Annotated in this window: 22 protein-coding genes; 3 read left to right on the top strand and 19 right to left on the bottom strand. The window is 67.8% G+C overall.

The window, feature by feature from the left end:
• Nucleotides 1-40 precede the first annotated feature (40 nt).
• The 3 genes from AC3WS4_RS17855 to AC3WS4_RS17845 are packed head-to-tail and all read right to left on the bottom strand — an operon-like array spanning nt 41 to nt 2,839.
• Nucleotides 41-1,552, bottom strand: coding sequence for a TIGR01777 family oxidoreductase (locus AC3WS4_RS17855; RefSeq protein ID WP_492737050.1), 1,512 nt, complete (start codon nt 1,550-1,552; stop codon nt 41-43).
• The gene (locus AC3WS4_RS17850; protein WP_492737049.1) at nt 1,549-2,253 is read right to left on the bottom strand and encodes a DUF4166 domain-containing protein; all 705 of its coding nucleotides are present in this window, start codon (nt 2,251-2,253) and stop codon (nt 1,549-1,551) included. Before AC3WS4_RS17850 ends, AC3WS4_RS17855 begins: the two co-directional genes overlap by 4 nt.
• A 10-nt stretch (nt 2,254-2,263) precedes the next feature.
• On the bottom strand, nt 2,264-2,839 hold the full coding sequence (locus tag AC3WS4_RS17845; protein ID WP_492737047.1) for a GbsR/MarR family transcriptional regulator: 576 nt from the start codon (nt 2,837-2,839) through the stop codon (nt 2,264-2,266).
• A 100-nt stretch (nt 2,840-2,939) separates the two neighbouring features.
• Here AC3WS4_RS17845 and AC3WS4_RS17840 point away from each other — a divergent pair, with 100 nt between their 5' ends.
• Together AC3WS4_RS17840 and AC3WS4_RS17835 are read left to right on the top strand one after the other, a co-directional pair.
• Nucleotides 2,940-3,656 carry a hypothetical protein gene (locus AC3WS4_RS17840; RefSeq protein ID WP_492737045.1) on the top strand — a complete coding sequence of 239 codons (717 nt, stop codon included), beginning with the start codon at nt 2,940-2,942 and terminating at the stop codon, nt 3,654-3,656.
• A gap of 148 nt (nt 3,657-3,804) precedes the next feature.
• A complete protein-coding gene (locus tag AC3WS4_RS17835) occupies nt 3,805-5,385 on the top strand; it encodes an ABC-F family ATP-binding cassette domain-containing protein (protein WP_492737043.1) in 1,581 nt (526 codons plus the stop codon).
• Nucleotides 5,386-5,545: 160 nt separating this feature from the next.
• On the opposite strand, the gene rplQ is transcribed toward AC3WS4_RS17835, so the two are convergent.
• The 8 genes from rplQ to AC3WS4_RS17795 all read right to left on the bottom strand — a co-directional run bounded on the left by rplQ (nt 5,546) and on the right by AC3WS4_RS17795 (nt 11,191).
• On the bottom strand, nt 5,546-5,968 hold the full coding sequence (gene rplQ, locus AC3WS4_RS17830; protein WP_056345950.1) for a 50S ribosomal protein L17: 423 nt from the start codon (nt 5,966-5,968) through the stop codon (nt 5,546-5,548).
• Nucleotides 5,969-6,075: 107 nt separating this feature from the next.
• Nucleotides 6,076-7,134 carry a DNA-directed RNA polymerase subunit alpha gene (locus AC3WS4_RS17825; protein ID WP_056345952.1) on the bottom strand — a complete coding sequence of 353 codons (1,059 nt, stop codon included), beginning with the start codon at nt 7,132-7,134 and terminating at the stop codon, nt 6,076-6,078.
• 106 nt (nt 7,135-7,240) lie between these two features.
• Nucleotides 7,241-7,630, bottom strand: a complete 390-nt coding sequence (gene rpsK / locus AC3WS4_RS17820) for a 30S ribosomal protein S11 (protein ID WP_003040416.1) — start codon at nt 7,628-7,630, stop codon at nt 7,241-7,243.
• Between the two features lie 96 nt (nt 7,631-7,726).
• Nucleotides 7,727-8,095, bottom strand: a complete 369-nt coding sequence (gene rpsM, locus AC3WS4_RS17815; RefSeq protein ID WP_056345954.1) for a 30S ribosomal protein S13 — start codon at nt 8,093-8,095, stop codon at nt 7,727-7,729.
• Between the two features lie 199 nt (nt 8,096-8,294).
• Nucleotides 8,295-9,086, bottom strand: a complete 792-nt coding sequence (locus AC3WS4_RS17810; protein ID WP_187140571.1) for an inositol monophosphatase family protein — start codon at nt 9,084-9,086, stop codon at nt 8,295-8,297.
• Nucleotides 9,087-9,092: 6 nt separating this feature from the next.
• Nucleotides 9,093-10,436: a TldD/PmbA family protein gene (locus AC3WS4_RS17805; RefSeq protein ID WP_187140572.1), complete on the bottom strand. Its 1,344-nt coding sequence runs from the start codon at nt 10,434-10,436 to the stop codon at nt 9,093-9,095.
• Nucleotides 10,437-10,494: 58 nt separating this feature from the next.
• Complete coding sequence (locus AC3WS4_RS17800; protein WP_235535609.1) at nt 10,495-10,815, bottom strand: hypothetical protein; 321 nt, start codon at nt 10,813-10,815, stop codon at nt 10,495-10,497.
• A gap of 124 nt (nt 10,816-10,939) precedes the next feature.
• Nucleotides 10,940-11,191: a hypothetical protein gene (locus tag AC3WS4_RS17795; RefSeq protein WP_492737037.1), complete on the bottom strand. Its 252-nt coding sequence runs from the start codon at nt 11,189-11,191 to the stop codon at nt 10,940-10,942.
• Between the two features lie 2 nt (nt 11,192-11,193).
• Between AC3WS4_RS17795 and AC3WS4_RS17790 the strand changes: the two genes are divergently transcribed.
• Nucleotides 11,194-13,137, top strand: coding sequence for a S9 family peptidase (locus AC3WS4_RS17790; protein WP_492737035.1), 1,944 nt, complete (start codon nt 11,194-11,196; stop codon nt 13,135-13,137).
• A 13-nt stretch (nt 13,138-13,150) separates the two neighbouring features.
• On the opposite strand, the gene AC3WS4_RS17785 is transcribed toward AC3WS4_RS17790, so the two are convergent.
• From AC3WS4_RS17785 to rsfS, 8 genes are all read right to left on the bottom strand, one after another.
• Nucleotides 13,151-14,908, bottom strand: a complete 1,758-nt coding sequence (locus AC3WS4_RS17785) for a hypothetical protein (protein ID WP_492737033.1) — start codon at nt 14,906-14,908, stop codon at nt 13,151-13,153.
• Between the two features lie 79 nt (nt 14,909-14,987).
• Nucleotides 14,988-15,596 (bottom strand): hypothetical protein, encoded by a 609-nt coding sequence (locus AC3WS4_RS17780; protein ID WP_056347201.1) that lies wholly within the window; start codon nt 15,594-15,596, stop codon nt 14,988-14,990.
• A gap of 77 nt (nt 15,597-15,673) precedes the next feature.
• Nucleotides 15,674-16,216 (bottom strand): demethoxyubiquinone hydroxylase family protein, encoded by a 543-nt coding sequence (locus AC3WS4_RS17775; protein ID WP_492737031.1) that lies wholly within the window; start codon nt 16,214-16,216, stop codon nt 15,674-15,676.
• Nucleotides 16,213-16,695: a disulfide bond formation protein B gene (locus AC3WS4_RS17770; RefSeq protein ID WP_187140576.1), complete on the bottom strand. Its 483-nt coding sequence runs from the start codon at nt 16,693-16,695 to the stop codon at nt 16,213-16,215. Before AC3WS4_RS17770 ends, AC3WS4_RS17775 begins: the two co-directional genes overlap by 4 nt.
• 32 nt (nt 16,696-16,727) lie before the next feature.
• Nucleotides 16,728-18,122 (bottom strand): S41 family peptidase, encoded by a 1,395-nt coding sequence (locus tag AC3WS4_RS17765; RefSeq protein ID WP_187140577.1) that lies wholly within the window; start codon nt 18,120-18,122, stop codon nt 16,728-16,730.
• Nucleotides 18,123-18,254: 132 nt separating this feature from the next.
• Nucleotides 18,255-19,469, bottom strand: a complete 1,215-nt coding sequence (locus AC3WS4_RS17760) for a murein hydrolase activator EnvC family protein (RefSeq protein WP_492737028.1) — start codon at nt 19,467-19,469, stop codon at nt 18,255-18,257.
• Nucleotides 19,466-19,894, bottom strand: coding sequence for a 23S rRNA (pseudouridine(1915)-N(3))-methyltransferase RlmH (locus tag AC3WS4_RS17755; protein WP_187140579.1), 429 nt, complete (start codon nt 19,892-19,894; stop codon nt 19,466-19,468). The genes AC3WS4_RS17760 and AC3WS4_RS17755 overlap by 4 nt, the downstream gene beginning before the upstream one ends.
• Before the next feature lie 33 nt (nt 19,895-19,927).
• Nucleotides 19,928-20,323, bottom strand: a complete 396-nt coding sequence (rsfS, locus tag AC3WS4_RS17750) for a ribosome silencing factor (protein WP_171008759.1) — start codon at nt 20,321-20,323, stop codon at nt 19,928-19,930.
• Between the last annotated feature and the right edge of the window lie 5 nt (nt 20,324-20,328).

Raw genomic sequence — 20,328 nt, 5'->3', positions numbered from 1 at the left:
ATGTAAGGATGCAAAAGCGGGGGGCAAGCGCGATCTGGTTTCAGGCGGCGATCGGCAGCCCCGGCGCCGCGCCGAGGCTCGTCGCTTGCCCGGCCAGCGGTGATGACGGCGGTGTATTGCCGACAATGCGGTCGAATGCGGCGTCGATCGTCGGATAGGCGAAGCAAAAGCCGGTATCGAGGGCGGCGTGCGGCACGACGAATTGTCCGCTGAGCAATAGCTCCTCGGCGAAATCGCCGAGCGCCAGCCGCAGCGGCGCGGCGGGGACGGGCAGGATCGCCGGGCGATGCAGCGCCCGACCGAGCGCGGCGGTAAAGGCGGCGTTGCTGACCGGCGCGGGGGCGGTGGCATTGACAGGCCCAGCAAGGCTGGGCGTCGTGATCGCGTGAACGATCAGTCGCACCATATCGTCGCGGTGGATCCAACTCATCCCCTGCCGGCCGCTACCGAAACGGCCGCCGAGGCCGAATTCGAACGGGGTCAGCATCCGCGCCAGCATCCCGCCCTCGGCCGCCAGCACCAGCCCGGTGCGCAGCGTCACGAGGCGGATGCCGGTCGGGATCATGTTGCGGGCGGCGGCTTCCCACGCCGCGCACAGCCGCTGCGAGAAGCAGGGCGTGCCACCGTCGGCTTCGCTCAGCGGGGTCGCGTCGCGCAGGCCATAGATGCCGATCGCCGAGCCCGACACGATCACCTCGGGTTTGCGCTCGAGCCGTGCCGCGAGCCGCATCACCGCGCGCGTCACGCCAAGCCGCGAGCGGAGAATCTTGCGCCGCTTGCGCAATGTCCAGGGCGAATCGGAAATCGGCTCGCCGGCCAGATTGACGATCGCGTCGATCGGGTGGCGGTCGTCGATCGCATCGAGGCTCGCGATCACCCGCACCGGCGCGGGCAGCGCCGCTTTTGCCGGGTCGCGGGTCAGCACGATGACCTCATGCCCCGCCGCCGCCAGCGCGGCGACGAGCCGGCGGCCGACAAAGCCGGTGCCGCCGGTGACGAGGATGGTATGACGATCGAGCAGCACCGATGCCAGGCTGGCCGGGTCCGCCTCGACCAGCCGCGGTGCCCGCCGCGCGGCGGCAAGGTCGCGCAGGCCCGAAACGACGACCCCGACCGCGGCGACCAGGCACGCCCAGGACAGCCAGCCATGGTCGGCCCGCGGCAGCGCGGTCGGCTCGCCCGCCCAGCCGAGCAGCAGCGGCACCAGCATCGCGAGGATGACGCCATAGTTGAGCGTCAGCAGCGTGTGGGTGACCCGCTCGGTCGCGGGCAGGTGCCGCGACCGGTCTTCCTCGACAAAATCCCACAGCGTGATGACCAGCTCGACGCCCAGCAGCGCGATCAGCGCCACTGCCCAGCCGCCGCGCGGTTCGAGCCAGCCGAGCGCCATGAACAGCACCGCGTAGAGCAGGTTGCGCACGCCGTGCAGCATCAGTTCGGTCCGTTGCGACGCGCGCCATGCCAGCCGCTCGGTCCCTTCGTGGTGATAGAGCGTGTCGAACGCCCCCATCGCCATCTGCAGCATCACCGCCGTCCAAAGCCAGCCCGTCATGACACGCCTCCTTCCTCTGCTGCCGGGTCGCGGAAGCGCCCGACCTGGTGCATCATCTCGCCAAACCAGCGGTGACGCAGCGTCAGGATGAACAGGAATTCGCCGCCGCCGACATCGACATGGTCGATCGTCAGCGCCCCCGGGCTGCACCACGCGGGAAGCCGCAGTCGCAGCCGCCCGATCTGCCAGAAATAATCGGCCGAGCGAAAGGTCAGGCCGTCGCGCCGCGCCTCGACGTCCAGCGTCATGCCGATGCCGCCGCCCACATGCTCCTCGAGTCCCGTCGCGCCGGCAAATCGCTTGGCGCTGTGGATCACCTGGGGAAACCCCCGTCGGCGGGCATATTGGCGCGTCCAGCACTGGCCGCCGCCGCTATCCTCGCCGACGGTGACGACCGCCGCGACGCCGATGTCGCGCGACAGCGGGAGCGGGGCACCGATCACGCGGCACAACTGCGCCAGCAGCCAGCCGGTCGCCGAGCGTTGGGAGGTGATGATCTCGCCGCGATAGATGGCGAGCCGCAGGCCGGTGAGCCGTTTGGAAAAACGGCGCTGAACCGTTTCGGGCAAGGCGGCCCATGCTGCGGGCGCGATCAGGCGCCGGAAACGATAATCATAGAGGGAATCGCCATCCTCTAATTCTCGCTCGACACGAACGGACAGAGGGGCGTCGGCATGGGCCTCTTGGCAGCGTTCCCCCACGATCTCTCTCCTACTTGGCCTCTTTGCCCTTGCCGGGCCGCCAATTGATCAGCTTGGTCACCCCGGCGCCCAGCTTGATCAGCCGCATCAGCGCGGGTTTCGGCACCGCCAGCATCTCGTCGTGCCAGCGGCTCATCGTCGTTACGAAATCGAGCATGTCGGAAAGCCGCGCCTTCGCGCCGTCGCTCAATTCGGGATCGTCGGCCGCACGCGCGACGCAGGCTTTCAGCGCCGCCTCGGCCGGGTCGACCTCGCGCGCCTTGCGACCGGCGGCGATGCGCGTCACCATTTCCCAGATGTCGGTTTCGGCGGCGAAATGATCGCGCCGGTCGCCGAGTACCGGCACGCGGCTGATCAGCCGCCAGCCGAGCAGCTCCTTGATCGAATTGGAGACGTTCGAGCGCGCGAGGCCCAGCAGTTCGGCGATCTCCTCGGCGTGCAGCGGCCGGTCGCTGACGAAGAGCAACGCGTGGATCTGCGCGACCGACCGGTTGACGCCCCATTGGCCGCCGAGGTTGCCCCAATGGAGGATGAACTCGGTCGCCGCGGGGGACAGTTTCGACTCATGTTCGATTATTTCTGTCATGACAGAAATAATAGTCGAAACAGGAACGATGTCAATATTGCCGTGAGGGCGGGAACGCGGCTAGACGGGGTGCCGGGTCGCTCCGGAAGGTGGAGCTTTTATGCGGACATGGATGGCGGCGGCTTTGCTGGCGGCGGGAACGGTTGGCGCGGCGGCGCCGAACGCGATGGCGATGCAGGTAGAGAGCGCGGCGGGCGAAGCCGAGATCGAGGCGATCGGGCAGATGGTCTCCGATGCGTTCGACCTCGACTATAGCACGCAAAAGGACGCGATCCGCGACGCCTTCATCCAGATCGAGGCGCGCGCCAAGGCATCGGCGGTGCGCTTTGCCTCGGACCCCGAGGCGAGCCTGAAGCTGCGCGAATTGCAGGCGATCGGCGCCTTTTATGCCGCGCAGCACAATGATCCCGACTATGGCGATGTCGCCGGTCAGCAACAGGAAATCGCCTGGCTCGACGAAACCGTGCGACTGCTCGGCCCGGCGCTCGCGGTGCGCGGCGGCGATGGCGACCATTATGAATTTCGCGGCGCTGCCGGCCAGTTGTTCGACCATGGGTTGCGTTTCGACGATCCGCGGCTCGCCGAATGGTCGGCGATGCGGGTGCAGGCGAACCGCTACCGCGTGAAGGCGATCCCCGACGACTGGTTCGAAAAAATACTGCTCGCCGAGGTGCTCTACGACCATGGCTGGATGACCAGGGACCTGGCGCTGATCGACGAAGCCAATCGGATCGCCGCGAGCCTTCCCGCAGACGAACTGCGCGGTTCGCTGCGGCGCAAGCGCGACGCGGTCGCGGCGGGCGAGGCGCCCTATTGAAGGCCAGGCGATCGATCGCCCGGCGCGTGGGTTGCGGCGGCGGCCCGCGCGGCCTATCATGATCGCCTGATTTTGAAGGAAGAGTAAGCCGCCATGGATTTCCCGGCCAAGCCATCGCCCCAAAGCCTTGCCTTGCAGGATGAAGTCCATGCCCGCCACGATCACCCTCTCGAATCTTCACTACACCACCCCTGACGCCCAGCCGCTGTTCACCGGCCTCGACCTCGGCTTCGCCGCCGAGCGGACGGGGCTCGTCGGGCGCAACGGCGTCGGCAAGACGACGCTGCTGCGCCTGATTGCGGGCGAGATCGGTCCGCAAGCCGGCAGCGTGCGTGTCGCGGGCACGCTCGCGATGCTGCGCCAGAGCGTCCAACCGCCGCCCGGCGCGCTCGTCGCCGACCTCTTCGGGGTGACCGACGCGCTGGCGCTGCTCGCGCGCGCCGAGGCGGGCACCGCGACGGCCGACGAACTCGCCGACGCCGACTGGACGCTCGAAAGCCGGATCGAAGTAGCGCTCGCCCGCGTCGGACTCGCCGCGACGCCCGATACCGCGCTAGCCCGCCTGTCGGGCGGCCAGCGCACCCGCGCCGCGCTCGCCGCGGCGATCCTCGCCGAACCCGATTTCCTGCTGCTCGACGAGCCGACCAACAATCTCGACCGCGACGGGCGGCAGGCGGTGATCGATCTGGTCGCCGATTGGCGCGCCGGGATGATCGTCGTCAGCCACGATCGCGAACTGCTCGAGGAAATGGACGCGATCGTCGAACTCACGTCGCTCGGCGCGGCGCGCTATGGCGGCAACTGGAGCGCCTATCGTGCGCGCAAGGCCGCAGAGCTCGCGCAGGCCGAGCAGGGCCTCGCCGACGCCGAGCGCCGATCGGTCGAGGTCGCGCGCGAGGTGCAGGCGGCGAGCGAGCGCAAGGCGCGCAAGGACAAGGGCGGGCGCAAGAAAGCCGCGAAGGGCGACATGCCGCGCATCCTGCTCGGCGCGATGAAGGACCGCGCCGAGGACAGCGGCGGTGCGGGTGCAAGGCTGGCGGCCCGCAAGCGCGACGAAGCCGGCGACGCGCTGGCCGCTGCGCGAAGCCGCGTCGAGGTGCTTCAGCCGTTCACCGTCGCCATCGCGCCCAGCGGCCTCGCGGCGAACCGCCTTGTCGTCGACGTCGCGGATGCCACTACGGGCTATGCGTCCGGCGAACCGGTGATCGAAACCCTGTCCTTCACCATGGTCGGCCCCGAACGCGTCGCGATCACCGGCCCCAATGGCTCGGGCAAGACGACGCTGCTCGCGCTGCTCACCGGCCAGTTGCAGCCATGGGCGGGGCGGGTGCGGGTGATTGCCGAGCATGCGATGCTCGATCAGACGGTGTCGCTGCTCGACCCGGCACAATCGATCCGCGACAATTTCCGCCGCCTGCATCCGGAAACCGACGAAAATGCGTGCCGCGCCGCGCTCGCGCGCTTCCGCTTTCGCGCCGATGCGGCGCTACAGGTCGTCGGCACGCTGAGCGGCGGCCAGATGCTGCGCGCCGGGCTCGCCTGCACGCTCGGCGCGCCGCAGCCGCCGTTGCTGCTGATCCTCGACGAGCCGACCAACCATCTCGATATCGACTCGCTCGAAGCGGTCGAGGCGGGGCTCGCCGGCTATGACGGCGCGCTGCTCGTGGTCAGCCACGACGCGCCATTCCTGGACGCGATCGGGGTGACGCGGCGGATTGCGCTGGGATAGAGTTTCAAAGCCTCGTCATTGCGAGCGTAGCGAAGCAATCCAGAGCCTGCGTAAACCGCTCTGGATTGCTTCGCTACGCTCGCAATGACGAGGGAGGCATGAAAAAGGGCGGCCATCCTTTCGGACGCCGCCCTTGATTTCGTTTCGCCGGAAGCGCGGCTTATGCGGCTTCCGCCTCGTCGTCATACTGATCGACGGGGCCCGAATCCTGGCCCTTGGCATCGACGTCGCGGTCGACGAATTCGATGATTGCCATCGACGCCGCGTCCGAGGCGCGGATACCGGCCTTGATGACGCGGGTGTAGCCGCCGGCGCGGTCGGCGTAGCGGGTCGCGATGACGTCGAACAGCTTTTTGAGCTGCGTTTCGTCGAGAAGGCGGCTCTGCGCGAGACGGCGATTGGCAAGGCCGCCGCGCTTGGCGAGCGTGACCAGCTTTTCGACGTAGGGACGCAGTTCCTTCGCCTTGGCGACGGTCGTCATGATCTGCTCATGCTTGATCAGCGAGGCCGACATGTTGCGGAACATCGCGGTGCGGTGCGCGCTGGTGCGCTGCAGTTTGCGGCCGCCGGTTTTATGAATCATGATGTTGTCCTTCGTTCGTTAAAGGCCCGTGTGAGGTAGCCCAGACCAGGTCGATTGCGGGCCGACCCTTTCCCGTTGTTGGCCCCGGCCGAAGCCGGGGCGCAAGATCAGCCGAGAAGTTCCTGTTCGAGCTTCTTGGCCATTTCCTCGATATTCTCGGGCGGCCAGCCGGGGATGTCCATGCCGAGGCGCAGGCCCATCGACGACAGCACTTCCTTGATTTCGTTCAAGGACTTGCGGCCGAAGTTCGGGGTGCGGAGCATTTCGGCTTCGGTCTTCTGAACGAGATCACCGATATAGATGATGTTGTCGTTCTTCAGGCAGTTGGCCGAACGGACCGACAGTTCGAGCTCGTCGACCTTCTTGAGCAGGAAGCGGTTGAGCTGGTTGACGTCGCTCTCGTCGGCGGTGGTCGGCGACGCCGCCATGCCGATCATGCCGCTGTCGTTCATCGCTTCTTCGAAGTGGACGAAGACCTGCAGCTGGTCCTGGAGGATGCGCGCGGCGTAAGCGACGGCGTCTTCCGGGGTCACCGTGCCGTCGGTATCGACGGTCAGCGACAGCTTGTCATAGTCCAGTTCCTGACCGATGCGGGCATTGTCGACCTTGTAGGCGACCTGGCGCACGGGCGAGAAGAGCGAGTCGACCGGGATCAGGCCGATCGGCGCGTCGACCGGGCGGTTGGCGGTCGCGGGGACATAACCCTTGCCGGTGTCGGCGACGAGTTCCATGTTCAGCGTCGCACCCTCGTCGAGGTGGCAGATGACATGGTTCGGGTTCATCACCTTGATGTCGCCCGACACCATGATGTCGCCGGCCTTCACGGTCGCGGGACCGGTGGCCGAAAGCTGCAGCCGCTTCGGGCCTTCGCCTTCCATCTTCAGCGCGATCTGCTTCACGTTGAGGACGATGTCGGTGACATCTTCGCGCACGCCGGCCAGGCTCGAGAATTCGTGGAGGACGTTCTCGATCTTGATCGACGTGATGGCCGCACCCTGGAGCGACGAGAGCAGCACGCGGCGCAGCGCGTTGCCGAGCGTCAGGCCGAAACCGCGCTCAAGCGGCTCGGCGACGAAGGTCGCCTTGCGCTTGCCGTCGCTGCCGGCCTTGATTTCCAGGTTGCTGGGCTTCTTCAATTCCTGCCAGTTCCGGATATTGACAGTCATGGTCTTCCCTTTGCTTTTGGCGGGACAGGGCGGGGGCGGAAACCGACCGGTCCGGCGTTAGGAGATAGCGGATGCCGCCCCGGACGGGGCGGATCCGAAGCAGGTATCAGACGCGACGGCGCTTTGCCGGGCGGACACCATTGTGCGGGATCGGGGTCACATCGCGGATCGAGGTGATGTGGAAACCGACCGCCTGCAGCGCGCGCAGCGCCGATTCGCGACCGGCGCCCGGACCCTTGACTTCGACTTCCAGCGTGCGGACGCCATGTTCGGCGGCCTTCTTGCCGGCGTCTTCGGCGCAGACCTGCGCCGCGTAAGGGGTCGACTTGCGGCTTCCCTTGAAGCCCATCATGCCGGCGCTCGACCAGGCAATCGCATTGCCCTGGGCGTCGGTGATGGTGATCATCGTGTTGTTGAAGGTCGCGTTGACGTGGGCGACGCCCGACGAGATGTTTTTGCGTTCGCGCCGACGAAGGCGCTGCGGTTCACGAGCCATGATGAAATCCTAATCCTAAATCCTGAAGCTGGCCGCAGGTCGTGGCGACCTCCGGCGGAAAGTAAGGAAGCGCGCCCGCAAGGACGCGCTCGAACCTTACTTCTTCTTGCCGGCGATCGGCTTCGCCTTGCCCTTGCGGGTGCGCGCGTTGGTGTGCGTGCGCTGGCCGCGGACCGGCAGGCCCTTGCGATGACGCAGGCCGCGGTAGCAGGCGAGGTCCATCAGGCGCTTGATGTTCATCGCCGTGTTGCGGCGAAGGTCACCCTCGACCGTGTGGTCGGCGTCCAGCGTTTCGCGGATCTGCAGGATCTCGGCGTCGCTGAGGTCCTGAACGCGACGCGTGTGGTCGATGCCCAGCTTGGTGGCGATGTCGACGGCGGTCTTGCGACCGATGCCGTGGATGTAGGTGAGCGCGATGATCACGCGCTTGTTGGTGGGCAAATTGACGCCCGCGATACGTGCCATGGGGTACTTTCTCCTGCTCCACAGGGCCGTAGGCAACCGGCCCCATCTCAAAGCGTCTGATTTCCAACGCAAAAAACGGACCACGAATGCGCGAGCGCGCTTCGCCGTCCGGTCAGGCTGTCGGAATGGAGGCGCAGTTAAGGTGAGTCGCCCGAATTGTCAAGCGAACTGCGGCAAAATGCACCACCGCGGCGGGTGGTCAGGCGGAGGTTGTAAGCGCCACCGCCCGGTCGTGCAAGCGATCGACGACGGCCCGGTGGATTCCGGGGGCGCAGGCGATGACCCCGAAGGCCTGCGCGCGCGGGGTGTTGAACCGCAGCGGCGCGCCGAAGGCGTCGGTGACCGCCGCCCCGGCCTCGGTCGCGATCAGCGCCGCGGCGGCGACATCCCATTCGAAACCCCAGCGCAGCGTCGCGACCAGATCGGCGCGGTCGTCGGCGACCAGCGCCATGCGCAGCGCGATGCTGTTCGGCTTGGTGACGATCACCAGATCGCTGTCGACGCGCGGCAGCGCGTCGGCGGGAACGCGCGACCCGGCGAATTCGGTGCGCTGGCTCGCGTGCAATGTCTCGCCGTTGAGCAAGGCGCCCTGGCCACGCTGCGCGACCCACAGCTCGTCGAGCGCGGGGGCATAGAGAACACCGAATTCGGGGGTGCCGTCGACGACGAGCGCGACCGACACCGCCCAGCCGGGCCGCCCGCGGATGAAGTCGCGGGTGCCGTCGATCGGGTCGACGCACCACATCGCGCGGCACGCCAGCCGGTCGGTGTTGTCGGCGGTCTCTTCGGACAGCCAGCCCGCCTCGGGCACCATCGCCCCGAGCACCGCCTTCAGCCGCGCATCGACCGCGAGGTCGACATCGCTGACCGGATTGTTCGGCGATTTATACTGGACGTCGACCGCCTTGCCCTCGCCGCGCCAGCGCGCCATCGCCATGTCGCCGACCTCGCGGGTCGCCGCGATCACAGCCTCGAGGTTGCGGTGCGGCACGGCGGTCTAGCTCGATGCGACGGTCATGCCGTCGATGCGCAGCGTCGGGACATTGGTGCCGTGGCGGAACTCCAGATCGTCGGCGGGGATCAGCGCGGCGAACATGGCGATCAGATTGCCCGCGACGGTGAATTCGGCGATCGGTTCGGCAAGCTGGCCGTTCCGGATCGCGAAACCCGACGCGCCGCGGCTGTAATCGCCGGTGACCGGATTGACGCCCTGGCCGATCAGCTCGGTGACATAGACGCCCTCGACGACGTCGGCCATCAGTGCCGCCGGCGATACGGTGCCCGCGGCGAGGTGGACGTTGCTGACGCTGACCCCCGACGCGCCGCCGCCGCGGCTCGCATGGCCGGTGGGGGCGAGGCCGAGCTGCTTCGCCGACGCATTGTCGAGCAGCCAGCCGGTCAGGCGCCCGCCCGAAATCAGGTCGCGCGCGCTCGTCGGCAGGCCCTCGCCGTCGAAGGCGCGGCTGCGCAGCCCGCGCGGCCGGTGCGGCTCGTCGCGAATGACGATGGCGCTGTCGAACAATTGCGCCTCCTCCTTGCCGAGCAGGAAGCTGGTGCCGCGCGCGATCGACGGGCCGCCGATCGCGCCGAGCAGATGGCTGACCATGCTGCTGCCGACGCGGGGGTCGAACAGGACCGGGACCTTGCCGACCGGGGCCTTGCCGGGGTTCAGCCGCGCGACCGCACGGGTGCCGGCGCGGGTGCCGATCGCGCCGCTGCTTTCGAGGTCGGCCAGATAATGGGCGCTGTGCCAGCCATAGTCGCGCTGCATGCTCGCGCCTTCGCCGGCGATCACGCTCGCCGACAGGCTGTGCCCGCTCGCGCCATAGCCGCCGGCAAAGCCGTGGCTGGTCGCGAGCGCGAGGCGGGTGCGGCTGTGGCTCGCGCTGCCGCCTTCGCTGTTGGTGACGCCGGCGACCGCGCGCGCGGCCTCCTCGACGCTTCGCGCCGCTTCGCGCAGCGCCTGCGGGTCGGCCTCGCTGGCGTCGTCGAGGTCGAGGTCGGGGATGGCGCCCCTGAACAGCAGGTCCTCGGGGGCGAGGCCGGCATATTGGTCTTCGGGGGCCTCGCGCGCCATCGCGACGCAGCGGTCGACCAGCTTCGCCAGTTCGCCCGCGTCCATGTCGGCGGTCGACACGCTCGCGCTGCGCTGTCCGACGAAGACGCGCAGGCTGATGTCCTGCCCTTCGGACCGCTCGACATCCTCGAGCGATCCGAGGCGCATCGAGACCGAGGTCGCGGCGTTGCAATAATAGAGCGCGTCGGCGGCGTCGGCGCCGGCCTTGGAGGCGGCGTCGCACAGCATCTGCGCGCGGTCGAGGGCTTCGGCTACGGTCAGCATGGCCGCGCCTTAGGGCGCGCGCGCGAAGCCGTCAAAATCTTATCGGTGAACGGCCGCCTCAGCCGCCGATGACCGCCAGGCCGGTCGTCGCCGCCATCGCGCCGCTGACCCACAGGAAGGGCAGGGCGAGCGCGGCGACCCACAGGCGCAGCAGGTCGCGGCGGAAGCGGGCGTGCAGGCCCCAACTCGCCAGCGCCTGGCGGCTGAGATGATACCAGCGCCGTTCGGTGATGCGCGCGACGGGCACCGCGATGGCGAGCAGCAGGATCAGCGCGACGACGGTAAGTCCCGAAGGCGCCCCCGCGGCGATCGCGCTCGACACGAGCCAGATCTGCAGCGCGGCGAAGACGAGCAGGGCGAAGGCGGCATGAAAGGTCATCCGGCGGCCCAGGCTTCGGGCCGGAGGCACGGCACGAGGCGAGCGCCTCCACAGGCGCGGTCCGAATGTTGATGCCATTTTTTTCAGCCCCCTTAGGCCGGCGATTCCCAGAAACCCGACGATTTCAACCAATAATGACCGAGTCAAGACAGTCTGGCCCCGATTCGTTAATTTCATCCTCGATTCGGCCCAATTTGCGAACGATTCTGCGTCGAACGGCGAATTCGCCGCCAGTCTGGCAACGAAAGCGGCCCAAATCGGGGTTGCGGCGGCTTGCGCGGCGCGACTCGCCGTCGGTCGAAGCCTTGCATCCATCGCCGCCCCTGATAGCGTCCATGGTCTGTCCATCCGGACCATAGACGAACAGGGGATTCATCGATGCGTTACCTCGCCTTCCTGGCTGCCCTCAGCTTGCCTCTCGCACCCGCGCTCGCGCAGGAAGCGGCCAAGACCGCTGCACCCGTCGCGCCCAAGCCCGCGGCGCTCATCGCCGATGGCATGCCCGACGTGCCCGCCGAACTCGCGTCGGCAACGCGCCCCTATATGGAAAATCGCGGCGCCAGCTTCGTCGGCTGGAATCCGGTCGACAAATCGATGCTGATCGCGACGCGTTTCGGCAACACCAGCCAGATCCATCGCGTCGCCGCCCCGATGGGCGACCGCAAGCAGCTGACGTTCGAGGAGGAGCCGGTCGGCAATGCGGCCTGGTCGCCCAAAACCGGCGACCTGATGCTGGTGCAAAAGGATATCGGCGGTAACGAATTCTACCAGATCTATGCGATGAAGAACGGCCGGCTCGAATTGCTCACCGACGGCAAGAGCCGCAACGGCATCAACGCGTGGAGCAACGACGGCACGCTCGTCGCTTACACCTCGACGCTGCGCAACGGCCGCGACAGCGACATCTACCTGATGGATCCGCGCGATCCGAAATCGGCGCGCATGGTCGCCCAGGTTGACGGCGGCGGCTGGGCCTTGCTCGATTTCGCGCCCGACAAGAGCTGGGCGCTCGTCGGCAAATACAGCTCGGTGCAGAAGTCGGACTTCTTTCGCCTCGACTTCAAGAGCGGGGCGATGACCCCGATCGGCGATCACAGCAAGACCGTGTCGCACAATGGCGGCACCTTTGCCCCCGACGGCACGATCTGGATCACCAGCGACGAGGGCGCCGAGTTCGAACGGCTCGGCACCCTCGACCCCGCGACGGGCAAGTTCACCCCGAAGGGGCCGGCGGAGAAATGGGAGGTCAGCGGCTTCGACATCGCCGAGGACGGCAGCTTCATCGCCTATACGGTGAACGAGGCGGGCATGTCGAAACTGCGCCTGCTCGACCCGAAAAGCGGCGCGGTGCGCACCGTCGACAGTCTGCCCGCCGGCATCATCGGCGGGGTCGAGATCGCGCCGTGGGGCGAGATCGGGATCAGCTTTACCTCGGCGCGCAGCGCGGCGGACGCGTTCAGCGTCGATCCAAAGACGCTCAAGGTCACCCGCTGGACCGAAAGCGAGACCGGCGGCCTCGACGTCACGAAGAATATCGAACCCGAACTGGTCAAGGTGAAGAGCTTCGACGGGCTCGAGGTGTCGGGTTTCCTCTATCGTCCCGACCCGGCCAAATTCCCCGGCAAGCGCCCGCTGATCATGAGCGTCCATGGCGGACCCGAAGGCCAGTCGCGCCCGGGCTTCATGGGACGGTCGAACTATCTGCTCAACGAAATGGGCATCGCGCTCTTCTACCCCAACGTCCGCGGCTCGACCGGTTACGGCAAGACCTTCGTCAGCCTCGATAACGGCCCGTTCAAGCGCGAGGACAGCGTCAAGGACATGGGCGCCTTCCTCGATGCGCTGGCAAAGGACAGGACGCTCGACGCGTCGCGCTTCGGGCTGACCGGGGGCAGCTATGGCGGCTATATGTGCTATGCCGCCGCGACCCACTATGCCGACAAGCTGCGCGCCAACCTGTGCGTCGTCGCGATCTCGAACTTTGTCACCTTCCTCGAAAACACCCAGGATTATCGCCGCGACCTGCGCCGCGTCGAATATGGCGACGAGCGCGTGCCCGAACAGCGCGCCAAGCTGATCGAAATCTCGCCGCTCACCCGCGTCGCCGATATCAAGAAGCCGCTGTTCATCGTCACCGGCGCCAACGACCCGCGCGTGCCGGCGTCGGAGGCCGACCAGATCGTCGCGGCGGTGCGCAAGAAAGGCGGCACCGCCTGGCACCTTGTCGGCACCAACGAGGGCCATGGCTTCGCGAAGAAGGAAAACGCCGACTATAATTTTTGGGCGTCACTCGTCTTCTGGAAACAGTATCTGCTGAACTGACGCCGATGCGGGCTCACCAGGCGATGGTGAGCCCGCCGGTCTTGTAGCGATCCGACAATTGGTCGATCGCCTTTTGGGCCGGGATCAGGCGCCATTCCATGCCGGCAAGGTCCGCGGGAAGGGCGCCGGCGTTGACGAAGCGCACCCGCATCTGGGCCTCGTAGCCCGAATTCTGCTGATAGCTGCCGACATACATGCCCGACACGTTGGTCGTGCGCGAGATCGACAGGCGGCTGAGCAGGATCATGCTGTCATATCCCTCGCGGCGCGCGGTCTGCGCCGCGCCGAGCATCGCCAGTTCTTCCACGGCGGCGATCGGCGCCAGATTGTGGGTATAGCGGATGGTCCAGATGTCGCTTTTGCCCTCCTGATTGCGCGACAATCCCGAGTCGCTGAGGAAATAGCCGTCGCCGGCGGGCTTGAGCGTCGGAACGATCTTGGATGTTTCGGGCCGGGGCAGCAGCGCCATCAGATCGGCCGCCGGAAAGTCGAGAGCCTTGACGCGCTCGGCGTCGAAATTGCTCCGCAGCCTTGCCCGAACTGCGTCGAGCTCGGCCTTTTCGGCCGCATTTTCGGTGGGAAGATTCGCCAATATATCGGCAACGATCGGCAGTTTATCCAACCCCTTGGCAATGAATTCGGCGTGGGTTTCGTCGCTGGGACGCGTGGCGATCTTCGGCCGCAGGTCGATCGCGGCCTCCCAGAGTCCGATTTCGCTTTTGGCCCGGCGCGCATAGGGAAGCCGGCGGGCGTGATCTTCGACATCCTGCTTCTTCGGCGGCTTGCCGTCAGCGCGCGGCGGTGGCGGCGCCATCGCTTCGTCGAGGTCGACCTTCGCTTCCGCGAGCGCAGCCTTGGCCCAGGCGGTATTGCCGGCGGCGGCCTCCGCATAGGCGCGCGCGCCCTGCACCGTCGCGCGCTGTTCGATCTCTTCGAGTTCGTTCTGCTCGCCGCCCCGCAGCGTCCAGCCACCCCGCTGTTTGGGCAGGTCGAAACTGATCGTCGGCGCGATCGCGCGCGCCGCCTCCAGGTCGCCGTCGAGGAACAGCATCCAGAAAAGCGCGCGGCCGCTTTCGGGCGACAGCGGAACGGCATCCTTCATCTCCGCGGCCTGCGCGGCGAAACTTTTGTCGAGGTGCATGTGCAGCCGCGTCGCGAGCTGGCGGATCGACTGCGACCAGGGGCGGCCCGCGCGCATCTCCGCGATGGCGGCCAGTGCCTCGTCGCGCCGGCCGAGCGCGATCAGCGCATAGGCCCGGACGCCGCGGTTGCCGACACCGATGCTCTGCAGGAAATAGCCGTCCTTGTGCGCGGCGCCGAGCGCATCGCTGGCGCCGGTCAGCGCGATGGCGCGCTCGGCTTGGCCCGCCCAGACGGCATGGACCGCTTGCGCCTGCAACAGGTTGGCGCGGCGCAGCCAGAAGGCATCGATCAGGCGCGCGTCGTGCAGCGCACGCTCGCAGGCGGCGAGGCCTCGCTCTCCAAAGGTGTAAATGTCCTTGCGGCGAATGTCGGCGGATCGCGAGGCCGCGCCGAACATGAAGGTCTCGCGCGCGATTCCGTCCGATTTTCCGCGCGGGGCGTTATAGCCGTCGCAAGCCGAAAAATCCTGCTCGCTCGCGGCCGCGACGCTTGCCGCCGGCGTGACGGGTGGTGCGGGCGGGGCCTCACCCCGCGCCGCAGCCGTCGTTTCGTCCGCCGCCTGTGCGGCAATCGCCGGCGCGGCCAGACCCATCGCCGCCGGCAGCAGCGCCATCATTCCGATCTTCATATATCGCCCCTGTTCCCCTGTCGGAGAATCGCTAACCCAGTGTCGGCTCGCGATCAACCAGCCAGTCGGGGCGTCGCGGTCAGTTCCGCGGCGGCACCGGCAATTCGGTCGCGTCGGGTTCGGCCTGCTCGCGCTGCGGTGCGGTGCCGTTCGCCTGCGCCTCCAGGTCGGCGGCCGCCTTCTGGCGTTCGGCCATCGCGCGTTCCTCGGCGACCACCGCGGCTTCGACTTCGTCCGATGCCGCGTCGATGCCGGCGATGCGCTTGGCGCGTTCGTCGGCGATCATCGCCTGCCAGTCGGTCTTGTCGGCCGCCTGCCGTTCGGCCTTGGCGCCCGCGACGAGCGCCTGGGTACAGCCGGTGAAGCCGCCGAGGCCGACCGGCGAGCAGCTGTCGGTGCCGAAGCGGCCGACGCGCTCCATTGCGGTCACGCGGTTGAGCCAGGCCTGGTTGCGCGGATCGAGCGGGTCGCCGCCGCGGAACAGCTGCGGCACGCGATAGCGGTCGCCTTCGGGCAGGCGGTTACACACGACGATCTCGTCGCTGCTCGACGGCTCGCACTTGTCGTTGCCGTAAACGATGACCTGGTTGATCTTTTCGGCGCTCGACGTGTCGGCATCCTGCGCGGCGGCGGGGAGCGCGAACAGGCTGCCGGCAAGGAGCAACGCGGCGAGGGGGAGGCGGGTCATCGGATCATCCTTCGTCATTTCGTGCGGAATGGCACCGCGTGCCTGCATCCGTCATGAACGGGCAGGCGGTTTCTGTATCAGATACGCTTCGACAGCGCGATGGCTGCGCGGCATCCGGCGCGGATCGCGAAGCTGAGCAGCGGATAGCCGGGCGCGCTTTCGGCGCCCGCGGCGAGCGCCGCTTCCTTATGCTCCAGCTCCTCGGCGCGGAAATCGGCGACCGCGGCGCTGAGTTCGGGGTCGCTGTCGCCGAGTTCGTCGAGCTGGTCGCGATAATGGCGGTCGATCTCGGTCTCGACCGCGGCGGTGCACGCCATCGCGGCGCGCGGCCCCATCGCGGCGGTCACCGCGCCGAGCGCGAAACCCGCGACCTTCCACACCGGTTGCAGCGCGGTCGGGCGGACGCCGCGCCGCGCGACCATGGAGTCGAAGAATTTGCGATGGCGCTCTTCCTGTTCGGCCATATGCGCGATTTCGCGCGCCATCGGGTGGCGGTCGCCCATCACCGCGAGCTGGCCGGCATAGATGCGCGTCGCGCCATATTCGCCCGCCTGGTCGACGCGGATCATCGACGCGTTGCGCCCGTCGTCGCCGGCGCCGTCCTTTTTCGTGTCGCTCATGCGACCGATGTGGGCCGCCGGCGCAGCAGGGTCAAGACGAAGGCGGCGGCGGCGAGCGAGAAGATCGCGTTGAACCCGGCGAGCGAGATCGGTCCCAGCGTCCATTGCGGCACGTCGCAGCGGACGATCGGCGCCGCCATGATGCTGTCGAGCGTCACCGGCCCGCTGCCGGTCGAACTGCACGTCGTCAGCCCCTGCCACCATCCATATTCGACCCCGGCGTGGAAGATGCCGATCGCGCCGCTGATCGCGATTGCGACGGCGGCGAGCAGGGTCAGCGCCCGCATCGCGGCCTCGTTCCTGCGCAGCAGCAGCGCGAGCAGCGCCAGCACGATCGCCGCCTGGTGCGGCCAGCGCTGCCAGTAGCACATCTCGCACGGGTGCAGGCCAAAGCCATATTGCGACACCAGCGCCCCGCCATAGAGGAGTAACGGCGCGGCGAGCGCCACCAGCGGCGCGGCGATACGCGAGTTCAGCATCGAACCTACCTATAGTGACGGAGAGAAGACTATCAGTTGCGGCGGACCGGCTTGGCGGGCGCCTTGGCGGGGGCGCTGCCCTGCGCCATGCGCGCCGCGGGGTTGATCCGGCCGATCGTCTGCAGCGCATAGTTCATCTGGAAATCCTCGATGCCCTTGGCCTTCAACTCTTCGGCGGTCGCGGTGAAGCGCGGATCGTCCTTCTCGTCCTTTTCGAGCAGGCTATTGTCGACCTTCTTCTCGTTGATCAGGTGACGCCGCAGGTCGCTTTCGCGGAAGCGCGGACGGTCCTTGTAATCGGGGTCCGACAGCTGCGGCACGCGGATGTCGGGGTCGATCCCGCCTTCCTGCACGCTGCGGCCCGACGGCGTATAATAGCGCGCCGTGGTCAGGCGCAGCGCGGTCGTGTCGGTCAGCGGCAGTACCGTTTGTACCGATCCCTTGCCGAAGCTGCGCTCGCCCATGATGACCGCGCGGTGCTGGTCCTGCAGCGCCCCTGCGACGATTTCGGAGGCCGAGGCCGATCCGGCGTCGATCAGCACGATCACCGGCGCACCGCCCGCGAGGTCACCGGGTTCGGCAAAATAGCGTTCGATATCGCCCTTGCGGCGGCCGCGCTGCGAGACGATTTCGCCGCGTTCGAGGAACAGGTCGCTGATCCCGACGGCTTCGTCGAGCAGCCCGCCGGGGTTCGAACGGAGGTCGAGCACCCAGCCGCGCGGCTTTTTACCGAGCGATTTTTCGACCGCCATCATCGCGGCCTTGAGGTCGGTGGTCGCGTCGGCGGAGAAGCTGCTGACGGTCAGCACGCCGACGTCGCCCTTCACTTCCCATTTCACCGGCTTCAGGTCGATGATTTCGCGGGTCAGCGACAATTCGATCGGCTTGTCCTGGCCTTCGCGCACGACGGTGATGTCGATCTTGGTGCCCGGCTTGCCGCGCATCTGGTCGACCGCTTCGTCGAGCGTCAGCCCGAAGATCAGTTCCTTGTTGATATGGGTGATATAGTCGCCGGCCTTGATCCCGGCCTTGGCCGCCGGGGTGTCGGCGGTCGGCGCGATCACCTTCACGACGCCGTCTTCCATCGTCACCGACAGGCCCAGCCCGCCATATTCGCCGTCGGTCTGAGTGCGCAGGTTCGAAAAGCCGCGCGCGTCGAGATAGCCCGAATGCGGGTCGAGGCTGGCGAGCATGCCGTTGATCGCGCCTTCGATCAGTTTCGAATCGTCGACCGGTTCGACATAGTTCGACCGCACTTCGAGGAAGACGTCCATGAAGCGTGAAATCTCGTTGGTCGTCGCGGTGTCGACGGTCGCCATCGCCCCGGTCGCCAGCGGCACCAGCGCGAGCGTACTCAGCGCGGCGGCGCCCTGCCACAGCGCGAAACGGCGCTTGGGGGAGGCGATGGTCTTGGTCGGTTCGGTCATGATCGTCTTTCACCTTGGCGGACGGTCCGCCCTATAATCCCCGGCCCGCCATATTCCTACGCATTGGACGGGGCGTCAAGCGCAGCATCCCATTATGGACCGGCATCCGAACGGTGGGTTAACAGGGGGCGATCAGCCGAGCATCCGGGCGATGTCGACCGGGCGCCCGGCGCGGCGCAGTTCGACGGTGATATGCGCGTCGTGCGCCCCGGCGCGGCCGATCGGCGCCCCGGCATCGAGCGTGTCGCCGACGCTCGCCGACAGCCCGATCATCCCGGTGAGCAATGATGTCCAGCCGCCGCCATGGTCGATGATGACGATCTTGCCATAGCCGCGATAGTCGCCGGCGAAGCTGACCCGCCCCGGCGCCGGGGCAACGACCTGGCCGCCCGGGCGCGCGACGATGGTTATGCCGCGCGATCGGACCCCGCTGTCGTCGACCTCGCCGAGTCCCGCGACGATCCGCCCGACGACGGGCAGGCGATAGGCGCCCTGCGCCAGCTCGGCTTCCTGCGTGGACGGCGCGGCGGTCGCGGGGTTACCGCTCGCCGGATCGTTCGGGCGCTGGACCGGACCCGCCAGCTGCGCCAGCTCGGCGCGCACCCCGCTGTCGACCTCGAGCGTGTCCATCAGGTCGACGATGTCGCGCGCTTTCTCGCCGAGCCCGAGCGCGCGGTCGGCTTCGAGCCGCGCGCTGCTCATCAGGTCGCGCGAGCGCAGCCGGCCTTCATTCTCCAGCCGCGTCAGCTCGTCGCGCCGCGTCGCGAGCTGCTTCTTGCTCGCGGCGAGCGCCGCAATCGCGACCGACTGTTGCTGGCGCGTCGCGCGCAGGCCGGCGAGTTCGCGGCGCACCCCGGCGGTGCGGCGTTCGATCACCGGCATCACCGCGTCGAGCACCGCGCGGGCGTGGACCATGTCGGTCAGCGACCCCGGCTGGGCGAGCACGGTCACCGGCGGCTGGCGCGACAGTTGCTGGAGCGAGGCGGTGAGTTCGAGCAGCGGCTGCTGCTGCTCGGCGAGCCGCGCCTGCTGTTCCGCCAGCCGCCGCCCGACCAGCGCGACGCGCGCTTCACCGGCGCTGATGTCGGCCTCGGCCGACTGGATGCGCGCGGCGAGCGCGGCGCTGCGTTTCTTCAGCCGGTCGGCGGCGTCGGTCGCCGCCGCCGCCTGCACTTCGAGCGCCGCGCTGCGCGCCAGCGCCGCCGCCGACTGTTCCTTGGCGCTGATCAATTGCCGACGTTCCCCGGCGGCGATCGCCTCGGGATCGAAGGCGTCGCTCTGCGCCAGCGCCAGTGCCCCGCCGGCAAGCGCGAGCAGCAGCGCGGGCAGGGCGAAGGCGAGCCTCATTGCTGGCCTTCGCGGTGATAGGGGTGACCGGCGATGATGCTCGTCGCGCGCCACAATTGTTCGGCCAGCATCGCGCGCGCCATCAGGTGCGGCCACGTCGCGCGGCCAAAGGCGATCGCCTTGTCGGCGTCCTTCCGCTCTTCGGGGGTGAAGCCGTCGGCGGCGCCGAGGCAGAAACGCGCCTCGCGCACCCCGTCGTCGCGCCAGCGTTCGAGCAGTTTGGCGAGGTCGAGGGAGGTGATCTGCTCGCCCGTCTCGTCGAGCAGGATCGTGCGGCTGCCCGGGGCCGCGGGCGGCACCTTGCCGCCGGTGTCGGGCAATTCGGTGATTTTCTGCGGCCAGGTCACGCGCTTCATATAGCGGCCGACAAGCTCGGCCTCGGGGGACCGCCCGATACGTCCCCGTGCGATGATGTGCAGCAGCATGACGCCCCGCCTAGCCTCCGGCGGGCAGGGACGTCAATTTACGGCGGTGACCGGCGGCGCGTCGCCGAACGACCACATGCGCTCGAGGTTATAGAAGCTGCGCACTTCGGGGCGGAACAGGTGGACGATGACGTCGCCGGCATCGATCAGCACCCAATCGGCGTTGGGCAGGCCCTCGACGCGGACCAGGCGGCCCGCTTCCTGCTTGATCCGCTGCGCCAGCTTGTCGGCGATCGCCGAAACATGGCGCGTCGACCGGCCGCTCGCGATGACCATATGGTCGGCGATGCTGCTCTTGCCGGCAAGCGGGATGGAAATAGTTTCCTGGGCCTGATCCTCATCCAGCTGGTGGAGGATCAGCGCGTGGAGGGCGTCCACGCTGTCATTCGGTGCGGCGCCGGGCGCGGCATCCTTACTGGCGGCTATCAAGCTTA

This window comes from Sphingopyxis sp. EU05-FHT14B03 (assembly GCF_058790875.1).
The sequence above is the reverse complement of the archived record's forward strand: the minus strand, read 5'-3'. Positions and strand labels throughout refer to the sequence as shown.